The sequence below is a fragment of the Mycobacterium sp. UNC410CL29Cvi84 genome (assembly GCF_000686745.1).
Taxonomy (GTDB): Bacteria; Actinomycetota; Actinomycetes; order Mycobacteriales; family Mycobacteriaceae; genus Mycobacterium; species Mycobacterium mucogenicum_B.
The window spans coordinates 81,440-97,330 of the sequence record NZ_JMLM01000020.1 but is presented as its reverse complement, the minus strand read 5'-3'; the positions used below and the strand labels follow the sequence as shown (position 1 = coordinate 97,330).

General features: G+C 67.9%; 12 protein-coding genes and 1 pseudogene. 9 read left to right on the top strand and 4 right to left on the bottom strand.

The features are described from left to right. From BR47_RS33595 to BR47_RS0124025, 4 genes and pseudogenes are all read left to right on the top strand, one after another. Positions 1-287 (top strand): annotated as a pseudogene (locus tag BR47_RS33595) (IS481 family transposase); the annotation flags it as partial. Between the two features lie 115 nt (positions 288-402). After that, positions 403-3,702, top strand: coding sequence for an error-prone DNA polymerase (locus tag BR47_RS0124035; RefSeq protein WP_029121032.1), 3,300 nt, complete (start codon positions 403-405; stop codon positions 3,700-3,702). A gap of 389 nt (positions 3,703-4,091) precedes the next feature. Next, the gene (locus tag BR47_RS0124030) at positions 4,092-5,645 is read left to right on the top strand and encodes a succinic semialdehyde dehydrogenase (protein WP_029121031.1); all 1,554 of its coding nucleotides are present in this window, start codon (positions 4,092-4,094) and stop codon (positions 5,643-5,645) included. Between the two features lie 55 nt (positions 5,646-5,700). Further along, positions 5,701-6,342, top strand: a complete 642-nt coding sequence (locus BR47_RS0124025) for a nitroreductase family protein (protein WP_020104194.1) — start codon at positions 5,701-5,703, stop codon at positions 6,340-6,342. Between the two features lie 18 nt (positions 6,343-6,360). Here the strand turns inward: BR47_RS0124025 and BR47_RS0124020 are convergent, their stop codons facing one another. Together BR47_RS0124020 and BR47_RS31300 are read right to left on the bottom strand one after the other, a co-directional pair. Continuing rightward, entirely contained in the window at positions 6,361-6,822 is a 462-nt protein-coding gene (locus BR47_RS0124020) for a tRNA (cytidine(34)-2'-O)-methyltransferase (protein ID WP_036427709.1), read from the bottom strand. Between the two features lie 48 nt (positions 6,823-6,870). Beyond that, positions 6,871-7,494 carry a TetR/AcrR family transcriptional regulator gene (locus tag BR47_RS31300; RefSeq protein ID WP_020104192.1) on the bottom strand — a complete coding sequence of 208 codons (624 nt, stop codon included), beginning with the start codon at positions 7,492-7,494 and terminating at the stop codon, positions 6,871-6,873. Positions 7,495-7,738: 244 nt separating this feature from the next. On the opposite strand from BR47_RS31300, the gene BR47_RS0124010 reads away from it, so the two are divergent. Genes BR47_RS0124010 through BR47_RS0123995 form a run of 4 tightly spaced genes read left to right on the top strand, consistent with a single transcriptional unit; the run spans position 7,739 to position 11,779 of the window. After that, positions 7,739-10,429: a sensor histidine kinase gene (locus BR47_RS0124010; RefSeq protein WP_081831383.1), complete on the top strand. Its 2,691-nt coding sequence runs from the start codon at positions 7,739-7,741 to the stop codon at positions 10,427-10,429. Continuing rightward, positions 10,426-10,824, top strand: a complete 399-nt coding sequence (locus BR47_RS0124005; RefSeq protein ID WP_020104190.1) for a roadblock/LC7 domain-containing protein — start codon at positions 10,426-10,428, stop codon at positions 10,822-10,824. The genes BR47_RS0124010 and BR47_RS0124005 overlap by 4 nt, the downstream gene beginning before the upstream one ends. Before the next feature lie 9 nt (positions 10,825-10,833). Further along, the gene (locus BR47_RS0124000; protein ID WP_020104189.1) at positions 10,834-11,220 is read left to right on the top strand and encodes a DUF742 domain-containing protein; all 387 of its coding nucleotides are present in this window, start codon (positions 10,834-10,836) and stop codon (positions 11,218-11,220) included. Beyond that, a complete protein-coding gene (locus BR47_RS0123995) occupies positions 11,201-11,779 on the top strand; it encodes a GTP-binding protein (protein WP_020104188.1) in 579 nt (192 codons plus the stop codon). Before BR47_RS0124000 ends, BR47_RS0123995 begins: the two co-directional genes overlap by 20 nt. On the opposite strand, the gene BR47_RS0123990 is transcribed toward BR47_RS0123995, so the two are convergent. Then, positions 11,776-12,549 (bottom strand): DUF1906 domain-containing protein, encoded by a 774-nt coding sequence (locus tag BR47_RS0123990; protein WP_029121028.1) that lies wholly within the window; start codon positions 12,547-12,549, stop codon positions 11,776-11,778. The genes BR47_RS0123995 and BR47_RS0123990 overlap by 4 nt on opposite strands. A gap of 20 nt (positions 12,550-12,569) precedes the next feature. Between BR47_RS0123990 and BR47_RS0123985 the strand changes: the two genes are divergently transcribed. Next, positions 12,570-13,139: a pentapeptide repeat-containing protein gene (locus BR47_RS0123985; RefSeq protein ID WP_029121027.1), complete on the top strand. Its 570-nt coding sequence runs from the start codon at positions 12,570-12,572 to the stop codon at positions 13,137-13,139. Positions 13,140-13,158: 19 nt separating this feature from the next. Here BR47_RS0123985 and BR47_RS0123980 read toward each other — a convergent pair whose 3' ends face one another. Further along, the gene (locus BR47_RS0123980; RefSeq protein ID WP_020104185.1) at positions 13,159-15,876 is read right to left on the bottom strand and encodes an FHA domain-containing protein; all 2,718 of its coding nucleotides are present in this window, start codon (positions 15,874-15,876) and stop codon (positions 13,159-13,161) included. Positions 15,877-15,891 lie beyond the last annotated feature (15 nt).

Below are 15,891 nucleotides of genomic sequence, written 5' to 3'. Positions count from 1 at the left end.
CAATCAAGCAGCTTCAGCCCGTACCAGCGCTACCGGCCAGCACCAGCATCCGCACGCTGACCACCGCCGGCACATTCATGCTCGCCGGGGTCATCTACAAAGTCGGGGGCCGATACGGCCTCCAAGAGGTCTTGGTCGCTACCGACGGCGACAAAATCATCGTCGCCGACCTCGACGGCGAGATCCTCATCGAGCACACCCGGGCCGCACTAGGAGTGACCTACGTCGGCAACGGAAAGCCCCGCGGCTCACACCCCAAACCAGAGGAAACGTTACCGATGTCCTGATACACCAACTGTCACCGATGTGCTGATGCAGAACTGTCACCGATGTCCTGATACATCACATCCCGCAGACCCGGCACTCCTGGCGTTCGAACAAAGTTTCGAATATCCTGATGGGGTGGGTTGGCACAACGGGCCGCCGAGCTGGGCGGAGATGCAGCGGGTGCTCGAGGGTAAACCTCGGGTGGCCGGCGCTTCTCCGGAGTCGCCGGCCGACGGCGGCGACAGTCCGGCGTGGTCGCGTAAGCGCGGTGACTATCAACCGGTGAACCGCCCGGCGCGGCCGGGCGGTGCGGTGCCGTACGCCGAGCTGCACGCCCATTCCGCGTACAGCTTCCTCGACGGCGCCAGCACCCCAGAGGAACTGGTGGAGGAGGCCGTCCGGCTCGATCTGCGGGCCATCGCACTGACCGACCACGACGGGCTCTACGGCGTCGTGCGTTTCGCCGAGGCCGCCAAAGAACTCGACATGGCGACGGTGTTCGGCGCCGAACTTTCGCTCAGCAACACTCCGCGCACCGAGTTGCCCGACCCGCCCGGCCCGCATCTGCTGGTGCTGGCCCGCGGGCCCGAGGGGTATCGGCGGCTGTCCCGGGAACTGGCTCGGGCGCATCTGGCCGGCGGCGAGAAGGGCGTGCTGAGCTATGACCTGGACACCCTCACCGAAGCCGCCGGCGGCCACTGGCAGATCCTGACAGGCTGCCGTAAAGGCCATGTGCGCCAGGCTTTGTCGTCAGGTGGTGCGGAAGCGGCGGACAAGGCGCTGGCTGATTTGGTGGACCGGTTCGGCGCCGACCGGGTGACCATCGAACTGACCCACCACGGACATCCGCTCGACGATGAACGCAATGCGACGCTGGCGGCTCTGGCGCCGCGGTTCGGCCTCGACGTCGTTGCCACCACCGCCGCGCATTTTGCCGCGCCGTCGCGGGGAAAGCTGGCGATGGCGATGGGCGCCATTCGCGCCCGTAACTCGATGGACGAGGCCGAAGGCTGGCTGGCTCCGCTGGGTGGGTCGCACCTGCGGTCCGGGACGGAGATGGCCCGGCTGTTCGCCCATCATCCGGGTGCGGTTGCGGCCGCCGCCGAGCTGGGGGAGCAGTGTGCGTTCGAATTACGTTTGATCGCACCGAAGTTGCCGCCGTTCGACGTGCCGGAAGGGCACACCGAGATCAGTTGGCTGCGCGAACTGGTGGCGGAGGGAGCGGCCCGCCGCTACGGCTGGAAGCCGGACGCGGACCGGGAGAAGGCGTACCGGCAGATCGAGCACGAGCTCAAAATCATTGAACAGCTGGAGTTTCCGGGCTACTTCCTGGTGGTTCACAGCATCACCGAGTTCTGCCGGAACAGTGACATCTTGTGTCAGGGCAGGGGATCGGCCGCCAACTCGGCGGTCTGCTACGCCCTGGGCATCACGAACGTCGACCCGGTGGCCAACGAGCTGCTGTTCGAGCGGTTCCTGTCCCCGGCGCGCGACGGCCCACCGGACATCGACATCGACATCGAATCGGACCTGCGCGAGAAGGTCATCCAGTTTGTCTACGAGAAGTACGGCCGCGACTACGCCGCGCAGGTGGCCAACGTCATCACCTACCGCGGTCGCAGCGCGGTGCGGGACATGGCTCGGGCCCTGGGGTTTTCGCAGGGGCAGCAGGACGCCTGGAGCAAGCAGATCAGCCGGTGGAACGGCCTGGCCGACTCCCCGGACGTCGAGGACATCCCCGCGGCCGTGATCGACCTGGCGCTGCAGATCAGGAATCTGCCGCGGCACATGGGAATTCACTCCGGCGGCATGGTGATCTGCGACCGGCCGATCGCCGACGTCTGCCCGGTGGAGTGGGCGCGGATGGAGAACCGCAGCGTGCTGCAGTGGGACAAGGACGACTGTGCCGCAATCGGTTTGGTGAAGTTCGACCTGCTCGGGCTGGGCATGCTCTCGGCCCTGCACTACATGATCGACCTGGCCAGGGAACACATGGGCATCGAGGTGGATCTGGCCAAGCTGGATCTGACCGAGCCGGCGGTGTACGAGATGCTGCAGCGTGCCGACTCGGTGGGGGTGTTCCAGGTGGAGTCCCGGGCCCAGATGGCCACGCTGCCACGGCTGAAACCCAAGAAGTTCTACGACCTGGTGGTCGAGGTGGCCCTGATCCGGCCCGGCCCGATCCAGGGTGGCTCGGTGCATCCGTACATCCGGCGGCACAACGGACTGGAGGCCGCGATCTGCGAACACGAGTCGATGAAGCCCGCGTTGGACCGGACCCTGGGCGTGCCGCTGTTCCAGGAACAGCTCATGCAGCTGGCCGTCGACTGTGCCGGGTTCACCCCGGCCGAGGCTGATCAACTGCGGCGGGCCATGGGGTCCAAACGCTCCACCGAACGGATGCGCCAGCTGCGCGGACGGTTCTACGACGGTATGCGGGACCTGCACGGCATCACCGGCCCGACGGCCGAGCGGATCTACGAAAAGCTCGAAGCCTTCGCCAATTTCGGCTTCCCGGAGAGTCACGCGCTGAGCTTCGCGTCGCTGGTGTTCTCCTCGTCGTGGTTCAAGCTGCACCACCCTGCGGTGTTCTGTGCGGCGTTGCTGCGGGCTCAGCCCATGGGCTTCTACTCGCCGCAGTCGCTGGTGGCCGACGCCCGCCGGCACGGGGTGCTGGTGCACGGGCCCGATGTGAACGCCAGCCTGGCGTACGCGACGTGCGAGAACCGCGGCACCGAGGTGCGACTGGGGCTCGGGACGGTCCGGCATATCGGGGACGAGTTGGCCCAGCGCATCGTCGACGAACGAAATGCCAACGGGCCGTTCGCTTCTCTGCTCGACCTGACCGGGCGGGTGCAGCTGTCGGTACCGCAGGCCGAGGCGCTGGCGACCGCGGGCGCGCTGGGATGTTTCGGCATCACCCGGCGGGAGGGGCTGTGGGCGGCCGGGGCGGCGGCCGCGGAACGGCCCGACCGCTTGCCCGGCGTCGGGTCGGCCGGCGTCATACCGGCGCTGCCCGGCATGACGGAACTGGAACTGGCGGCCGCCGATGTGTGGGCCACGGGTATCTCGCCGGACAGCTACCCGACCCAATTCCTGCGGGAGGATCTCGATGCGCTGGACGTGGTGCCGGCGAACCGGCTGCTGGAGGTGCCCGACGGCACCCGCATCGTGGTGGCCGGCGCGGTGACGCACCGCCAGCGCCCGGCCACCGCGCAGGGGGTCACGTTCATCAACCTGGAGGATGAGACCGGCATGGTCAACGTGCTGTGCGCGCCGGGGGTGTGGTCCCGGCACCGGAAACTGGCGCAGACCGCACCGGCACTGCTGGTGCGCGGCATCGTGCAGAACGCCAGCGGGGCGGTCACCGTGATCGCGGACCGGATGGGCCGGCTCGACCTGCGGGTGGCGGCCAAATCCCGGGACTTCCAGTGAGAGATTCGGCAGGGCGGTGCGTTGGCTCGGTTGAGTGGGCGTCCTCGCCGAGGGCTACTCGCACGATTGCGCCCAGGATTCAGGGTCAACTCGATTTCCGCGCCCAGAACCACTGACCCTGACGTGAGGGCCCACCCCACTCGAACAAATGCGCCGTGGCTGCCGGGTCAACGTGGAAGCCGGGTATCTCGACGGCATACCCGCAGCTGGATCACCCTGATGACTGGCCGGCGACCAGACGAAGTGGGTAATTTTGCCCAGTTCATTGACATAATGGCTGATTTGTAAAAAGCTGGATCTATGGCAGCCGCGCGCTGTCGAGTAGTGTTACCGAGACCGCCGGTACCGCAAAATTACCGCGCATCCAGGATCGACTCAGGAGAGCCAGTATGCCCGCACCGTCAGCGCAGGTTTTCGATCGTCTGCGTCAACTGGCCGCGATTGAGGACATCGACGCCCGGCCGACCCGCACCATCGACGAGGTCTTCACCGGTAAGCCGCTGACCACCATCCCGGTCGCGACCGCCGAAGATGCCGAGAAGGCGTTCGCCAAAGCGCGTGCCGCCCAGCGTGATTGGGTCAAGCGACCGGTGGCCGAGCGGGCCGCGGTGATCGCGCGCTACCGCGACCTGGTCCTGGAGAACCGTGAGTTCCTCATGGACCTGCTGCAGGCCGAGGCCGGCAAGGCGCGATGGGCGGCCCAGGAAGAGATCATCGACCTGTTCGCGAACGCGGACTACTACGCCAAGGTCGCGGCCAAGCTGCTCAAGCCGCGCCGCGTCGCACCGCTGCTGCCGGGCCTGAACCGGACCACCGTCGCCTACCAGCCGAAGGGCGTCGTCGGCGTCATCTCGCCGTGGAACTACCCGATGACGCTGACGGCCTCGGACGCCGTGCCCGCCCTGCTCGCCGGCAACGCGGTGGTGCTCAAGCCGGACAGCCAGACCCCGTACTGCGCGTTGGCCTGCGCCGAGCTGCTCTACCGCGCTGGTCTGCCGCGCGCGCTCTACGCCGTGGTTCCCGGACCGGGCTCGGTGGTCGGCACCGCGATCGCCGACAACTGCGACTACCTGATGTTCACCGGCTCCTCGGCCACCGGCAGCAACCTCGCCGAGCACGCCGGCCGCCGTCTCATCGGGTTCTCTGCCGAACTCGGTGGCAAGAACGCCATGATCGTCGCCCAGGGCGCCAACCTCGACAAGGTCGCCAAGGCCGCCACGCGCGCCTGCTTCTCCAACGCCGGCCAGCTGTGCATCTCGATAGAGCGCATCTACGTCGAGCGGGACATCGCCGACGAGTTCACCCGCAAGTTCGGCGACCAGGTGCGCAAGATGCAGCTCGGCACCGCCTACGACTTCAGCGTGGACATGGGCAGCCTGATCTCCGAGGGCCAGCTCAAGACGGTCTCCGGCCACGTCGACGACGCAAAGGTCAAGGGTGCCAAGGTGATTGCCGGTGGCAACGCCCGCCCGGACATCGGTCCGCTGTTCTACGAGCCGACCGTGCTCACCGACGTCACCCCGGACATGGAGTGCGCCAACAACGAGACCTTCGGTCCGCTGGTGTCCATCTACCCGGTTGCCGACGTCGACGAGGCCATCGCCAAGGCCAACGACACCGAGTACGGCCTCAACGCCAGCGTGTGGGCCGCCTCGATCGAGGAGGGCGAGCAGATCGCGTCGCGCCTGCGGTCCGGCACGGTCAATGTCGACGAGGGCTACGCCCTGGCCTGGGGCAGCCTCGGCGCGCCCATGGGCGGCATGGGAATCTCGGGTGTGGGGCGCCGGCACGGCGCTGAAGGTCTGCTGAAATACACCGAGTCCCAGACCATTTCGACGTCGAAGGTGCTCAACCTCGACCCGCCGTTCGGCCTGTCGAAGTCGCTGTGGCAGAAGTCGCTGGTGCCGATCGTGCGCGCCGTGACGAAGCTGCCCCGGCACTAGGCAGATGCGGGCCCGCCGCCACGGGGCGACGGCGGGCCGGCGGTAATGTGCGGCTATGACGCTGAACCTCACCGCTGACGAAGTGCTGACCTCCACCCGATCGGTGCGCAAGCGACTCGACTTCGAGAAGCCTGTGCCGCGCGAGGTGATCATGGAGTGTCTGGATCTGGCGCTGCAGGCGCCGACCGGCTCCAACGCTCAGGGCTGGCAGTTCGTCTTCGTCGAGGACGAGGCCAAGAAGAAGGCACTGGCCGACATCTACCGCGCCAACGCCACCCCGTACCTGGACCTGCCCAAGCCCGAGCGCGGCGACATCCGCGACCAGCAGATGGACGCCGTGATGGGCTCGGCCAAGTACCTCAACGAGAACTTCGAGAAGGCGCCGGTCCTGATGATCCCGTGCCTGGAGGGCCGGCCCGACGGGATGGACGCCGGTATGCAGGCGTCGTACTGGGGCTCGCTGCTGCCGGCGGTGTGGAGCTTCATGCTCGCGCTGCGCTCGCGCGGTCTCGGCTCGGCCTGGACGACGCTGCACCTGATCGGTGAAGGGGAGAAGCAGGCTGCGGAACTGCTGGGAATCCCGTTCGACAAGGTCACGCAGGGCGGACTGTTCCCGATCGCCTACACCAAGGGCACCGACTTCAAGAAGGCCCAGCGGCTGCCGGCCGAGCAGCTCGCGCACTGGGACAGCTGGTGAGCTCAGGCGTCAGCTCGGTCAGATGCCCTCGGCGAAGCCGAGCTGACGCCACGCCTCGTACACCGCGACAGCCGCGGCGTTGGACAGGTTCAAGGACCGTCGCCCCGGGATCATCGGGATTCGCACCTGCTGGGTGATGTGCGGGTCGGCGAGGGTCTCGGCGTCCAGCCCGGTGGGCTCGGGCCCGAACATCAACACGTCGTCCGCCTGGTAGGTCACGTCGGCGAACGACGAATTCGCGTGCGCGGTAAAGGCGAACACCCGCGCCGGCATGAGTGCCTGCCACGCGGTCTCTAGATCGGCGTGCACCGTCACCGACGCTAGGTCGTGGTAGTCCAACCCGGCGCGACGCAGCTTCGGTTCGGACAGGTCGAAGCCGAGCGGCTCGACCAGATGCAGCTCGGCGCCGGTGGCTGCGACCATCCGGATCGCATTGCCGGTGTTCGGCGCGATCCGGGGTGAGTAGAACAGCACCTTCAGTGCCACCCTGCCGCCTCTCTGTCTGGGTCTAGGTGGGGCCGAAGTAGGTTACTGTGCTGCGGCGGAATCGCCGGCGCCATGGGGCAGCTGGTTCAGATCAGCGTGCGGTGACACCAGTGCGTCGAGCGCGGTCATGCACAGGTCGACGGCGGCGTCACGAGAAAAGCTTTGCAACTCAAGCCATTCCAATGCGACTTCGCGAACCAGCGCCAGCCACCCCGACAACGCCACCGACACCAGATCACGACCGGACCCTGCGAGGTCCAGGGCGTCCAGCGCGTGGTCACGCAACCGGGTGAGTTCGAAGGTGATCGGGCTGCGCACTGCGGGATCGGCGGCGATGGCGCTCCGATTGGCGATCATCATCAGCGTCAGGTTCTGCTCGTAGAACGTGAAGTGAGCGACGAGCGCACCACGGATCTGGGCGCGCACGGTGTCGACGGCCGTGAAGTGCGAGTCGTGCGCCAGTTTCTCGTGGGCCCGCGCCCAGAGCGCCGCGAACAGTTCCTTCTTGCTGGGGAAGTAGTGGTAGATCAAAGCCCGCGAGATTCCGGCCTGCGCCGCGATGTCTTCCATCGCCACCTGCTCGAACGGCAGGACAGAGAATGCCGCCATCCCGAGATCGAGGATCTGGTCCCGACGTTGGTCGGGGGTCAGCCGGCTCCGTGCCATCTAGGCACTCTAAAACACCAATGGCCGCGCGCTTTTACCACACAACTGTGCAACACATAGGTCACGAACGCTGTTCGTTGGATGTGAAGCATGGAAACGGCTGCTCATCGCTGTCATACTGCGACAGATTGCCAGGCGGATTTCCCGTGCCCGAGTGGGCTGATAATCCGGCGGGGAACACCAATATGAACCAAGCGCCTGTAACCGATTGCGGACCCATGGCCGGCGGGAAAGCCGAGCCGCGATGACTGCTGCGCAACAGTTTTCGGCAGCTGATCAGGTCTCCCGCGCGCCCGCGAAACGCCCATCCCGATTCGCGCCGTCGAATTGGCCGGTCGCCTGGAAAGTTTTCGCCATTGCCTTTGTGCCTTTGGTACTGGCCGGCACGTTCGGCGGAATGCGTATCTATTCGGGCTGGACGGACGCCGCGGATTTGCGGCGCGCGGCGGACCGCGCCGAAATGGTGCCCGCCATCGAGAACTACATGGCGACGTTCGACGCCGCGCTGCTGGCCACGTCCACCGGCGGCGACGCGCAACAGGCACTGAGCGCCTACGACGAGAGCAAACGACGTCTGCAGCACCGGCTGACGGAGACCGACGTCGCGACGGACGTCGGCACCGGCGTCAAGACCCTGCTCGACGGTGGTCAGGGGCTGCTCAACAAGGTCGCGGCCAACAGCATCGGACTGCGGGAGCGCGTGACGCTGTACGCGCCGATCCTGCTGACGGCCGAGGACACGATCACCGGTTCGGTGCGCATCGATGACGAGAAGATCCGCGCCCAGACGCAGGGCCTGAGCCGGGCCGTCGGCGCCCGCGGCCAGATGATGATGCAGCAGCTGCTCGTCACCCTGGGTGGCGAGCTGCCGGACAACGAACTGCGCAGCTCGATGACCACCCTGGCCGGCACGGAGCCGTCGACGTTGTTCGGCATGAGTGAAGTACTGGGTGTCGGCTCGCCCGAAGCGCAGAAGCTGGCCCAGGAAATGGTCAAGCGGATGTCGATGATGTCCGACCCGAACGTGCAACTGGTCAACAACCCCGACTTGAGCCAGTCGATCCAGACCACCAGCGGCATCGCCGGGAAGCTGCTCGACAGCGTGTCCGCGACCGTCGTGTCGGCGGTCGACGATCAGGCCACCGCCAAGCGCACCGAAGCCATCCGTGATTCGGCGATCGTCGGCGCCGTCATGGTGCTGGCCCTGCTCATCGTGCTGTACATGGCCCGGACACTGATCCGTCCGCTGCGGCGGCTGCGCACCAGCGCCCTCAAGGTCGCCCACGAGGATCTGGTCCGTGAGCTCGACGAGGTCCGGTCCGGCGCCGATGTGACCGTTCGCCCGCTGCCGGTGCAGAGCACCGAGGAGATCGGGCAGGTGGCACATGCCGTCGACGAGTTGCACGAACAGGCCGTGCTGCTGGCCGGCGAGCAGGCCCGGCTGCAGCTCCAGGTCAGCGACATGTTCGAGACGCTGTCGCGGCGCAGCCGGTCGTTGATCGACCAGCAGCTGACCGTCATCGACCAGCTGGAGCGTGACGAACAGGACCCGCAGCGCCTGTCCAAGCTCTTCCGCCTGGACCACTTGGCCGCGCGGATGCGGCGCAACGGCGCCAACCTGCTGGTGCTGGCCGGCACCAACGTGCCGCACGAACAGGGCGAGCCAGTGCCCGTGACCGCGGTGATCAACGCCGCGGCGTCCGAGGTCGAGGACTACACCCGGGTGGCCATCGTGGCCGCGCCCGACACCGAGATCCACGGTTCGGTCGCCGGCGACCTGGTGCACATGATGGCCGAGTTGCTGGACAACGCGTTGCGGTACTCGCCGCCGAGTTCCGAGGTACAGGTCTCCGCGGTGCACGCGCCCAACGGTGCACTGGTGATCGAGGTCAGCGACAGCGGTCTCGGCATGACCGAAGCCGATCTCCGCATGGCCAACAGCCGTCTGCGCTCCGGCGGCGAGGTCAACACGTACACCGCGCGGCACATGGGCCTGTTCGTCGTCGGCCGGCTGGCCACCCAGCACGGCCTGGTCGTCCGGCTGCGCGACACCGTCGAAGGCGATCCCGAATCGGGCACCACCGCCGGCATCTATGTTCCGGTCGAGTTGCAGGCCGGGCTGCCCGCGATCCCTGACTTCGGCACCTACTGGGACGGCTCGTCGACCGCGGAGACCGGCGTGACGGACCTACCGGGCCTCGGCCCCGACACCGGCGGATTCGCGACGTTCGGCGCCGTGGCCCAGCCCCCGGCGCCGCCCGCGCCATCGGTGGAGCCGGCGTTCGTGGAGGCCGAGGCGCACAATGGCTTCGGTGCCGGCCCCGTTGACGCGGGTGACCTCAGCGGCCTCAACCTGCCGCAGCGCAATCCGGGCGCCAGCGGCATCGCCGGCCGCGCCGAGTCACCCGTCGAGCGACCCGCTCAGGCGCCGACCGACACGTCGTCGTTCTTCGCGGCCCGGGCCCAGACGCCGTCCGCGGCACCCGAGCCGATGCGTCCGGCGCCCGAGCCGGTCCGTCCACCAGCCCCACCAGCGCCGCCCGTCCGCCCCGCCCCGACACCGCAGCCGAGCGCCACCGCCGGAAGTGAGGACGCCATCTACCAGAAGATGCTCTCGGAATGGCTGATCGACGATCCCACGCAGTTGGCGAACAGCACCGACCTCGACTGGCAGACCGTGTGGGACCAGGGGTGGTCGGCGGCGGCCGCCGCGCAGGACGCGCCGGTCGTCGAACACACCGAGGCGGGCCTGCCGGTCCGGCAGCCCGGTGCCCGGCTGGTACCCGGCGCGCCTGACGAGGGCGCCCACCCCGAAGCCTCCGGCGAGGGCGCACCACGGCGCGATCCCGCGGCGGTGCGGGCCAGCATCAGCGGCCACTTCGGTGGTGTGCATGCCGGTCGGTCGCAGTCCCCGGACGCGGGGGAGCGGCGATGACCCGGGCCACTCAGCGCGAGTCACTGGATTGGCTCGTCACGAAGTTCGCGGACGAGGTGTCGGGGGTGGCGCACGCCATCCTGGTGTCCGCCGACGGTCTGCTGATGGCCGCGAGTTCGCGGATGCCGACCGAGCGTGCCGACCAACTTGCCGCCGTCGCCTCCGGGCTGGCCAGCCTGGCCACCGGCGCCTCCCAGCTGTTCGACGGCGGGCACGTGCTGCAGTCCGTGGTCGAGATGGAGCAGGGGTACCTGTTGCTGATGCGCGTCGGCGACGGTTCGAACCTCGCGACGCTGGCGACCCGGTCGTGCGATATCGGCCAGATCGGCTACGAGATGGCGATTCTCGTCGAACGCGTCGGGACCGTCGTGCAGTCCGCCCGCAGGACCCGATAAGGACACATCATGGAGCCGACATCTGACGCCTGGGAGTCCGCATTCACCGCGGAGCAGCCCAGCCTGGTGCGGCCCTACACGCTGACCGCGGGCCGGACCACCACCGAGATCGAGCTGCCCATGGAGGCCCCGATCTACCCGCTGGCGGCTGCCCCGGCGTCGCACTGGCCGGGCAACGACGTACGCAGCGAGATTCTCAAACTCGGTTCCACCCGGCCCTCGGTGGCCGAGGTCGCGGCAAAGTTAGCAATACCACTCGGTGTTGCGCGTGTGCTGATCGGCGACCTCGTCACGCAGGGTTATCTTCAAGTACACGCCACGCTCGGCACCACGGCGAGCATCGACGACCGGCGTGACTTGATCGGGAGGACACTGCGTGGCCTACGGGCTCTCTAATCGGCACGCCCCCGCGTCGACGAAGATCGTCATCTCGGGTGGGTTCGGTGCCGGTAAGACGACGTTCGTCGGCGCGGTCTCCGAGATCATGCCGCTGCGCACCGAGGCCATCGTCACCAACGCCTCGGTCGGCGTCGACGCGCTCGCCGGTACCCCCGACAAGAACACCACCACGGTCGCCATGGACTTCGGCCGCATCACCCTCGCTGACGACCTGGTGCTCTACCTGTTCGGCACACCGGGGCAGCGCCGGTTCTGGTTCATGTGGGACGACCTGGTGCGCGGCGCCATCGGCGCGATCATCCTGGTCGACGTCCGGCGGCTGCAGGACAGCTTCGCCGCCGTCGACTTCTTCGAGGCGCGCGGTCTGCCGTTCATCATCGCGGTCAACGAATTCGACGGCGCGCCAAGGCATCCCGGCCACGCGGTCCGCAAGGCGCTGGCGCTGGCCGACCACATCCCGGTCGTCACCGTCGATGCGCGGCAGCGGCAGTCGGCGCGCGACGCACTGATCACCGTCACCGAATACGCGTTGACGCGGTTGGGCGCCCCGGCCTAACGAACCAGGTCCCACTGGCCGTAGTCAGCGGCCAGGATGTCGTCCTCGTCGACGTGGAAATCACCGATCATCGTGCCCGGGTCGGAAGCCGTCACCACCGTCGACTGATACAGCACCGCCATCGGCGCGCGGGCGCCACCCGACCAGGCCCGCGTCTGCCAGGCCCAGCGATGCCCCGGGGTGGTCGAGCGGCCGATGACGCCGTCGTCGGCCGCCCAGGTGACCTGGCGGGCGCCGCCGTAGATTCCGGTGCGCTGCACCCCGAGCACCGAATTGATGCCCTTGAACCATTGCAGTGCAACGTTTTTCCACGTGTCGGCTGAGACGTCCTCGTCGACGCTGAAGAAGATCGGTGCGGTGTCCGGCCCACCGGCCGCACCATGCAGGCTCAGCGCGGTGCGGGCATCGGCCACCCCGCCGTCGAAGCCACGGGTGAAGTCCGACGGGCTGTTCACCCAGCCCGGCTTGCCGTACTGGTAGACGCTGACCACGTGCAGACCCGCCGCCCGCAGCGCGTCGGTGTAGCCGCGGCTGACGGGCTTGAAGTCGAATGTGGCACCCGGCCGCAACTCCGACACGTAGACGATGACGCCGGTGTAGCCGGCGGCGACCACCTGGTCCACGGGCACCTGGAGATGCGTGAAGTCGATCAGTTTGCCGTTTTCGGCCAGGGCAATCGGGGTGCTCAGTGATGCGGTGAGTCCGGCGGCGGTCAGCGTGAGGAAACCACGTCTCGACAGGCGGTCAGCGGGGCGTGCCATGTCTGCCATGGCGGCTATCGTACGAACTCGTGACGGTTCCCGACGAGCACTGGCAAGACACAGAATTCACCGGAGTCGTCTTTCGCGACGAGTATGACGGCGACCTGAGCCGGCTGCGCACCGACCGGGTTGTCTTCACCGACTGCGACTTCAGCGGCGTCAACCTCACCGAATCCGAGCATTCCGGCTCGGCGTTCCGCAACTGCACCTTCCGGCGGACCTCGCTGGCACACAGCACATTCCGGCACTGCACCTTGCTGGGGTCGACGTTCACCGAGTGCTTGATGCGGCCCATCACCATGGTCGAGGTGGACCTGCGGCTCGCGGTGCTGGCCGGTTGCGATCTGCGTGCGGTGGATTTGACCGACTGCCGGTTGTCGGAAGCCTCGCTCGTCGGCACCGACCTGCGCAAGGCCGTGCTGCGCGCCGCCGATCTGCGCGGCGCGCGCGTGCAGAACGCGAAGTTCGAGCAGGCGGATCTGCGCGCGGCCCGCATGGACGCGACGTTCTGGACCACGGCCGGCTTGCGCGGCGCCCGTATCGACGTCGACCAGGCCATCGCCTACGCCGTCGCCCACGGCCTGGATTTGTCGTCCTGACCGTCGTCGTCTACATGCCTTAGTCGGCCTTGAGGCGGATCCGCCAGCGCACGAAGCCGAGATAGCAGGCCGACAGCAGCACCAGGGCGCCGATGTCGAACCACCAGGCGCCGGTGGTGTGGTGCCAGAACTTGTCGTTGGGCAGCAGCGGCTCGGGTACCAGTCGGGTCAGATCGATGGTCGACGACGACGAGGCAAAACCCCAGCGCGCGGGGGTGAGCCACGACAACTGATCGAGCACGACGCGGCCGGTCACCGGAATCAAGCCGCCGGAGAACACCAACTGGCTCATCACGGCTACCACCAGCAGCGGCATGATCTGCTCGGCTGATTTGGCCAAGCCGGACAACGCCAGACCCGTCATGGCCGCAGCCACACACGTCATCGAGATGTCGATAAACATCTCGATGTTGCGGCTCGGTATCACCGCGCCGTTGGTGACCGCGCCCGCGCCCCAGCCCTTACCCAGGATCGTGATGGCCACCACGATCGAGGACTGGACAACCGCGAATGCGGTGAACACCGCGATCTTGGCCGCCAGGTACGCGGTGGTCGAGAGGCCGACGGCCTGTTCCCGACGGAAGATCGCCCGCTCGCCGATCAGGGCGCGAATGGTCAGCGCGGTGCCCATGAAGATCGCGCCGACGTTCATCATCACCAGGATCTGGCCCGGTTCGCTCGGCGCGGCGCCGAAATCGGGCGGGCCGGCCGGGAGTGGTTTACCGAAGCCCACACTCGACTTGTTCGGTCCGCCACCGGGCACCGACAGCGACAGCACGCCCATGATGAACGGCAAGAACAACAGGAACGCGGTGTAGGCGCGGTCGGCCAGGACCAGCTTCACCTGTCGTCGGGCGATGGTGGAGAACTGTCGCAGCAGCGACGTCTTCGCCGGCGCGCCGAGATCAGCCGGTGCTGCCGCGGGCGGCTGCGGTGGCGGCGGGCCGGAGCGCTCCAGGAATCGCTGGTGCGCCGCCTCCGGATCGCCGGCGACCGACGAGAAGATGTCGGCCCAGTTGGTGGTGCCCAGTTCCGGACCGATCTGGCTCGGCGGCCCGCAGAAGGCCGTCATGCCGCCCGGTGCCAACAGCAGCACCTGATCGCAGACGTCCAAGTAGGTCAGCGAGTGCGTGACCACCAGGACCACACGACCGGCGTCGGCCAGGTCCCGCAGCATCGTCATCACCTGACGGTCGAGCGCCGGGTCCAGGCCGGACGTCGGCTCATCCAGGATCAGCAACGACGGACCGGTCAGCAGCTCGAGCGCCACCGACGCCCGCTTGCGCTGACCACCGGAGAGCTTCTCCACGCGGGTGTCGAGGTGCTTCGTCATCTCGAGCTCTTCGAGCACCTGCATGACGACCTGCTCGCGGTCTTCCTTCGTGGTGTCCGGCGGCAGCCGCAGCTCGGCGGCGTACATCAGGGCCTGCCGCACGGTCAATGAACCGTGCACCACGTCGTCCTGCGGCACCATGCCGATTCGGGACCGCAGCGAGGCGTACTCGGCATGGATGTCGTGGCCCTCGAACGTGACGGTGCCACTGGTCGGATGGGTCAGGCCGGCCACCTGCTTGGAGAACGTCGACTTGCCGGCACCGGACGGGCCGATCACCGCGGTCAGCGTGCCGGGGCGGGCGTCCAGCGAGATGTTGTTCAACAGCGTCTTGTTGCCCTCGATGGTCCACGTCAGGCCGTGGACCTCGAGCCCGCCGGTGCGGGTGTCGGCGGTGGTGACGGTGCGGCGGGCCAGAGTGCCGCCGCTGTAGACGAGGTCGACGTTACCGATGGTGACGGTGTCGCCGTCGCGGAGCATCGCCTCTTCGACCCGCTGGCCGTTGACGAACGTGCCGTTGATGCTCCGGTTGTCGATGATCTGCGCGCCGCCGGCCGGAGACGGGATCAAGGTGGCGTGGTGCCGTGATGCCAGGACGTCGGGGATGACGATGTCGTTGTCGGTGCCGCGACCGATCTTGATGGCTCCGGCCGGCACCTCGGCGTTACGGCCGGGCCGCAGGATCTTGAGCATCGTGGTGCCGAGGTTGTTCTCGCTCGGCCGCGCGACCGCGGTCGGCCCGAACTGGGTGGCAGGCGAGCTCGACTCTTCCGGAGCGACCCGCGCCGGCGCCGGCCGGGACATCGGCGCAGACTGCGGTGCGTACTGCTGGGGTGCCGTCGGGTAGCGCGGCGGCTGCTGGCCGTACTGCGACTGCGGCCCGCTCGGATACTGCGGTTGCGGGCCGCTCGGGTACTGCGGCTGTGGGCCTGACGGGCTGAACGTCTGGGGGCCGCTCGGGTAGCGCTGCTGTGCCGCCGACGGCGGCGTGTACGGCTGCTGGCTCGGCCAGGTCGCGCTGGGCCGGTTGTTGGTCGACGGCGTCGGCGTGACGGGCATGGACGTCGTCGGCGGCGTGCCGGCGGGCCCCAGGTGCTGGCCGACCTCGAAGGTCAGCAGCGGCCCGTCGGGGTTACCGATGTTCACCGCCGAGCCGTCGTGCAGATCGGCGGCCGGGACACGCTGCCCGTTGACGTACATGCCGTTGAGGCTGCCGTTGTCGACTGCGACCCAGCGGCCGTGATCGAAACGCAGCATCAGGTGCGCGCGCGAGATCAGCGGGTGGGCGACGCGGAAGTCGGCCCGCAGATCGCGGCCGACGACGACATCGTTTCCCGGGGCGAACGTGCGCGTGGTGGCGTCATGGCGAACGGTGAGCGCTGGCAGTGCGGCTGGTCCAGTCATCGAGGGCAACTCTAT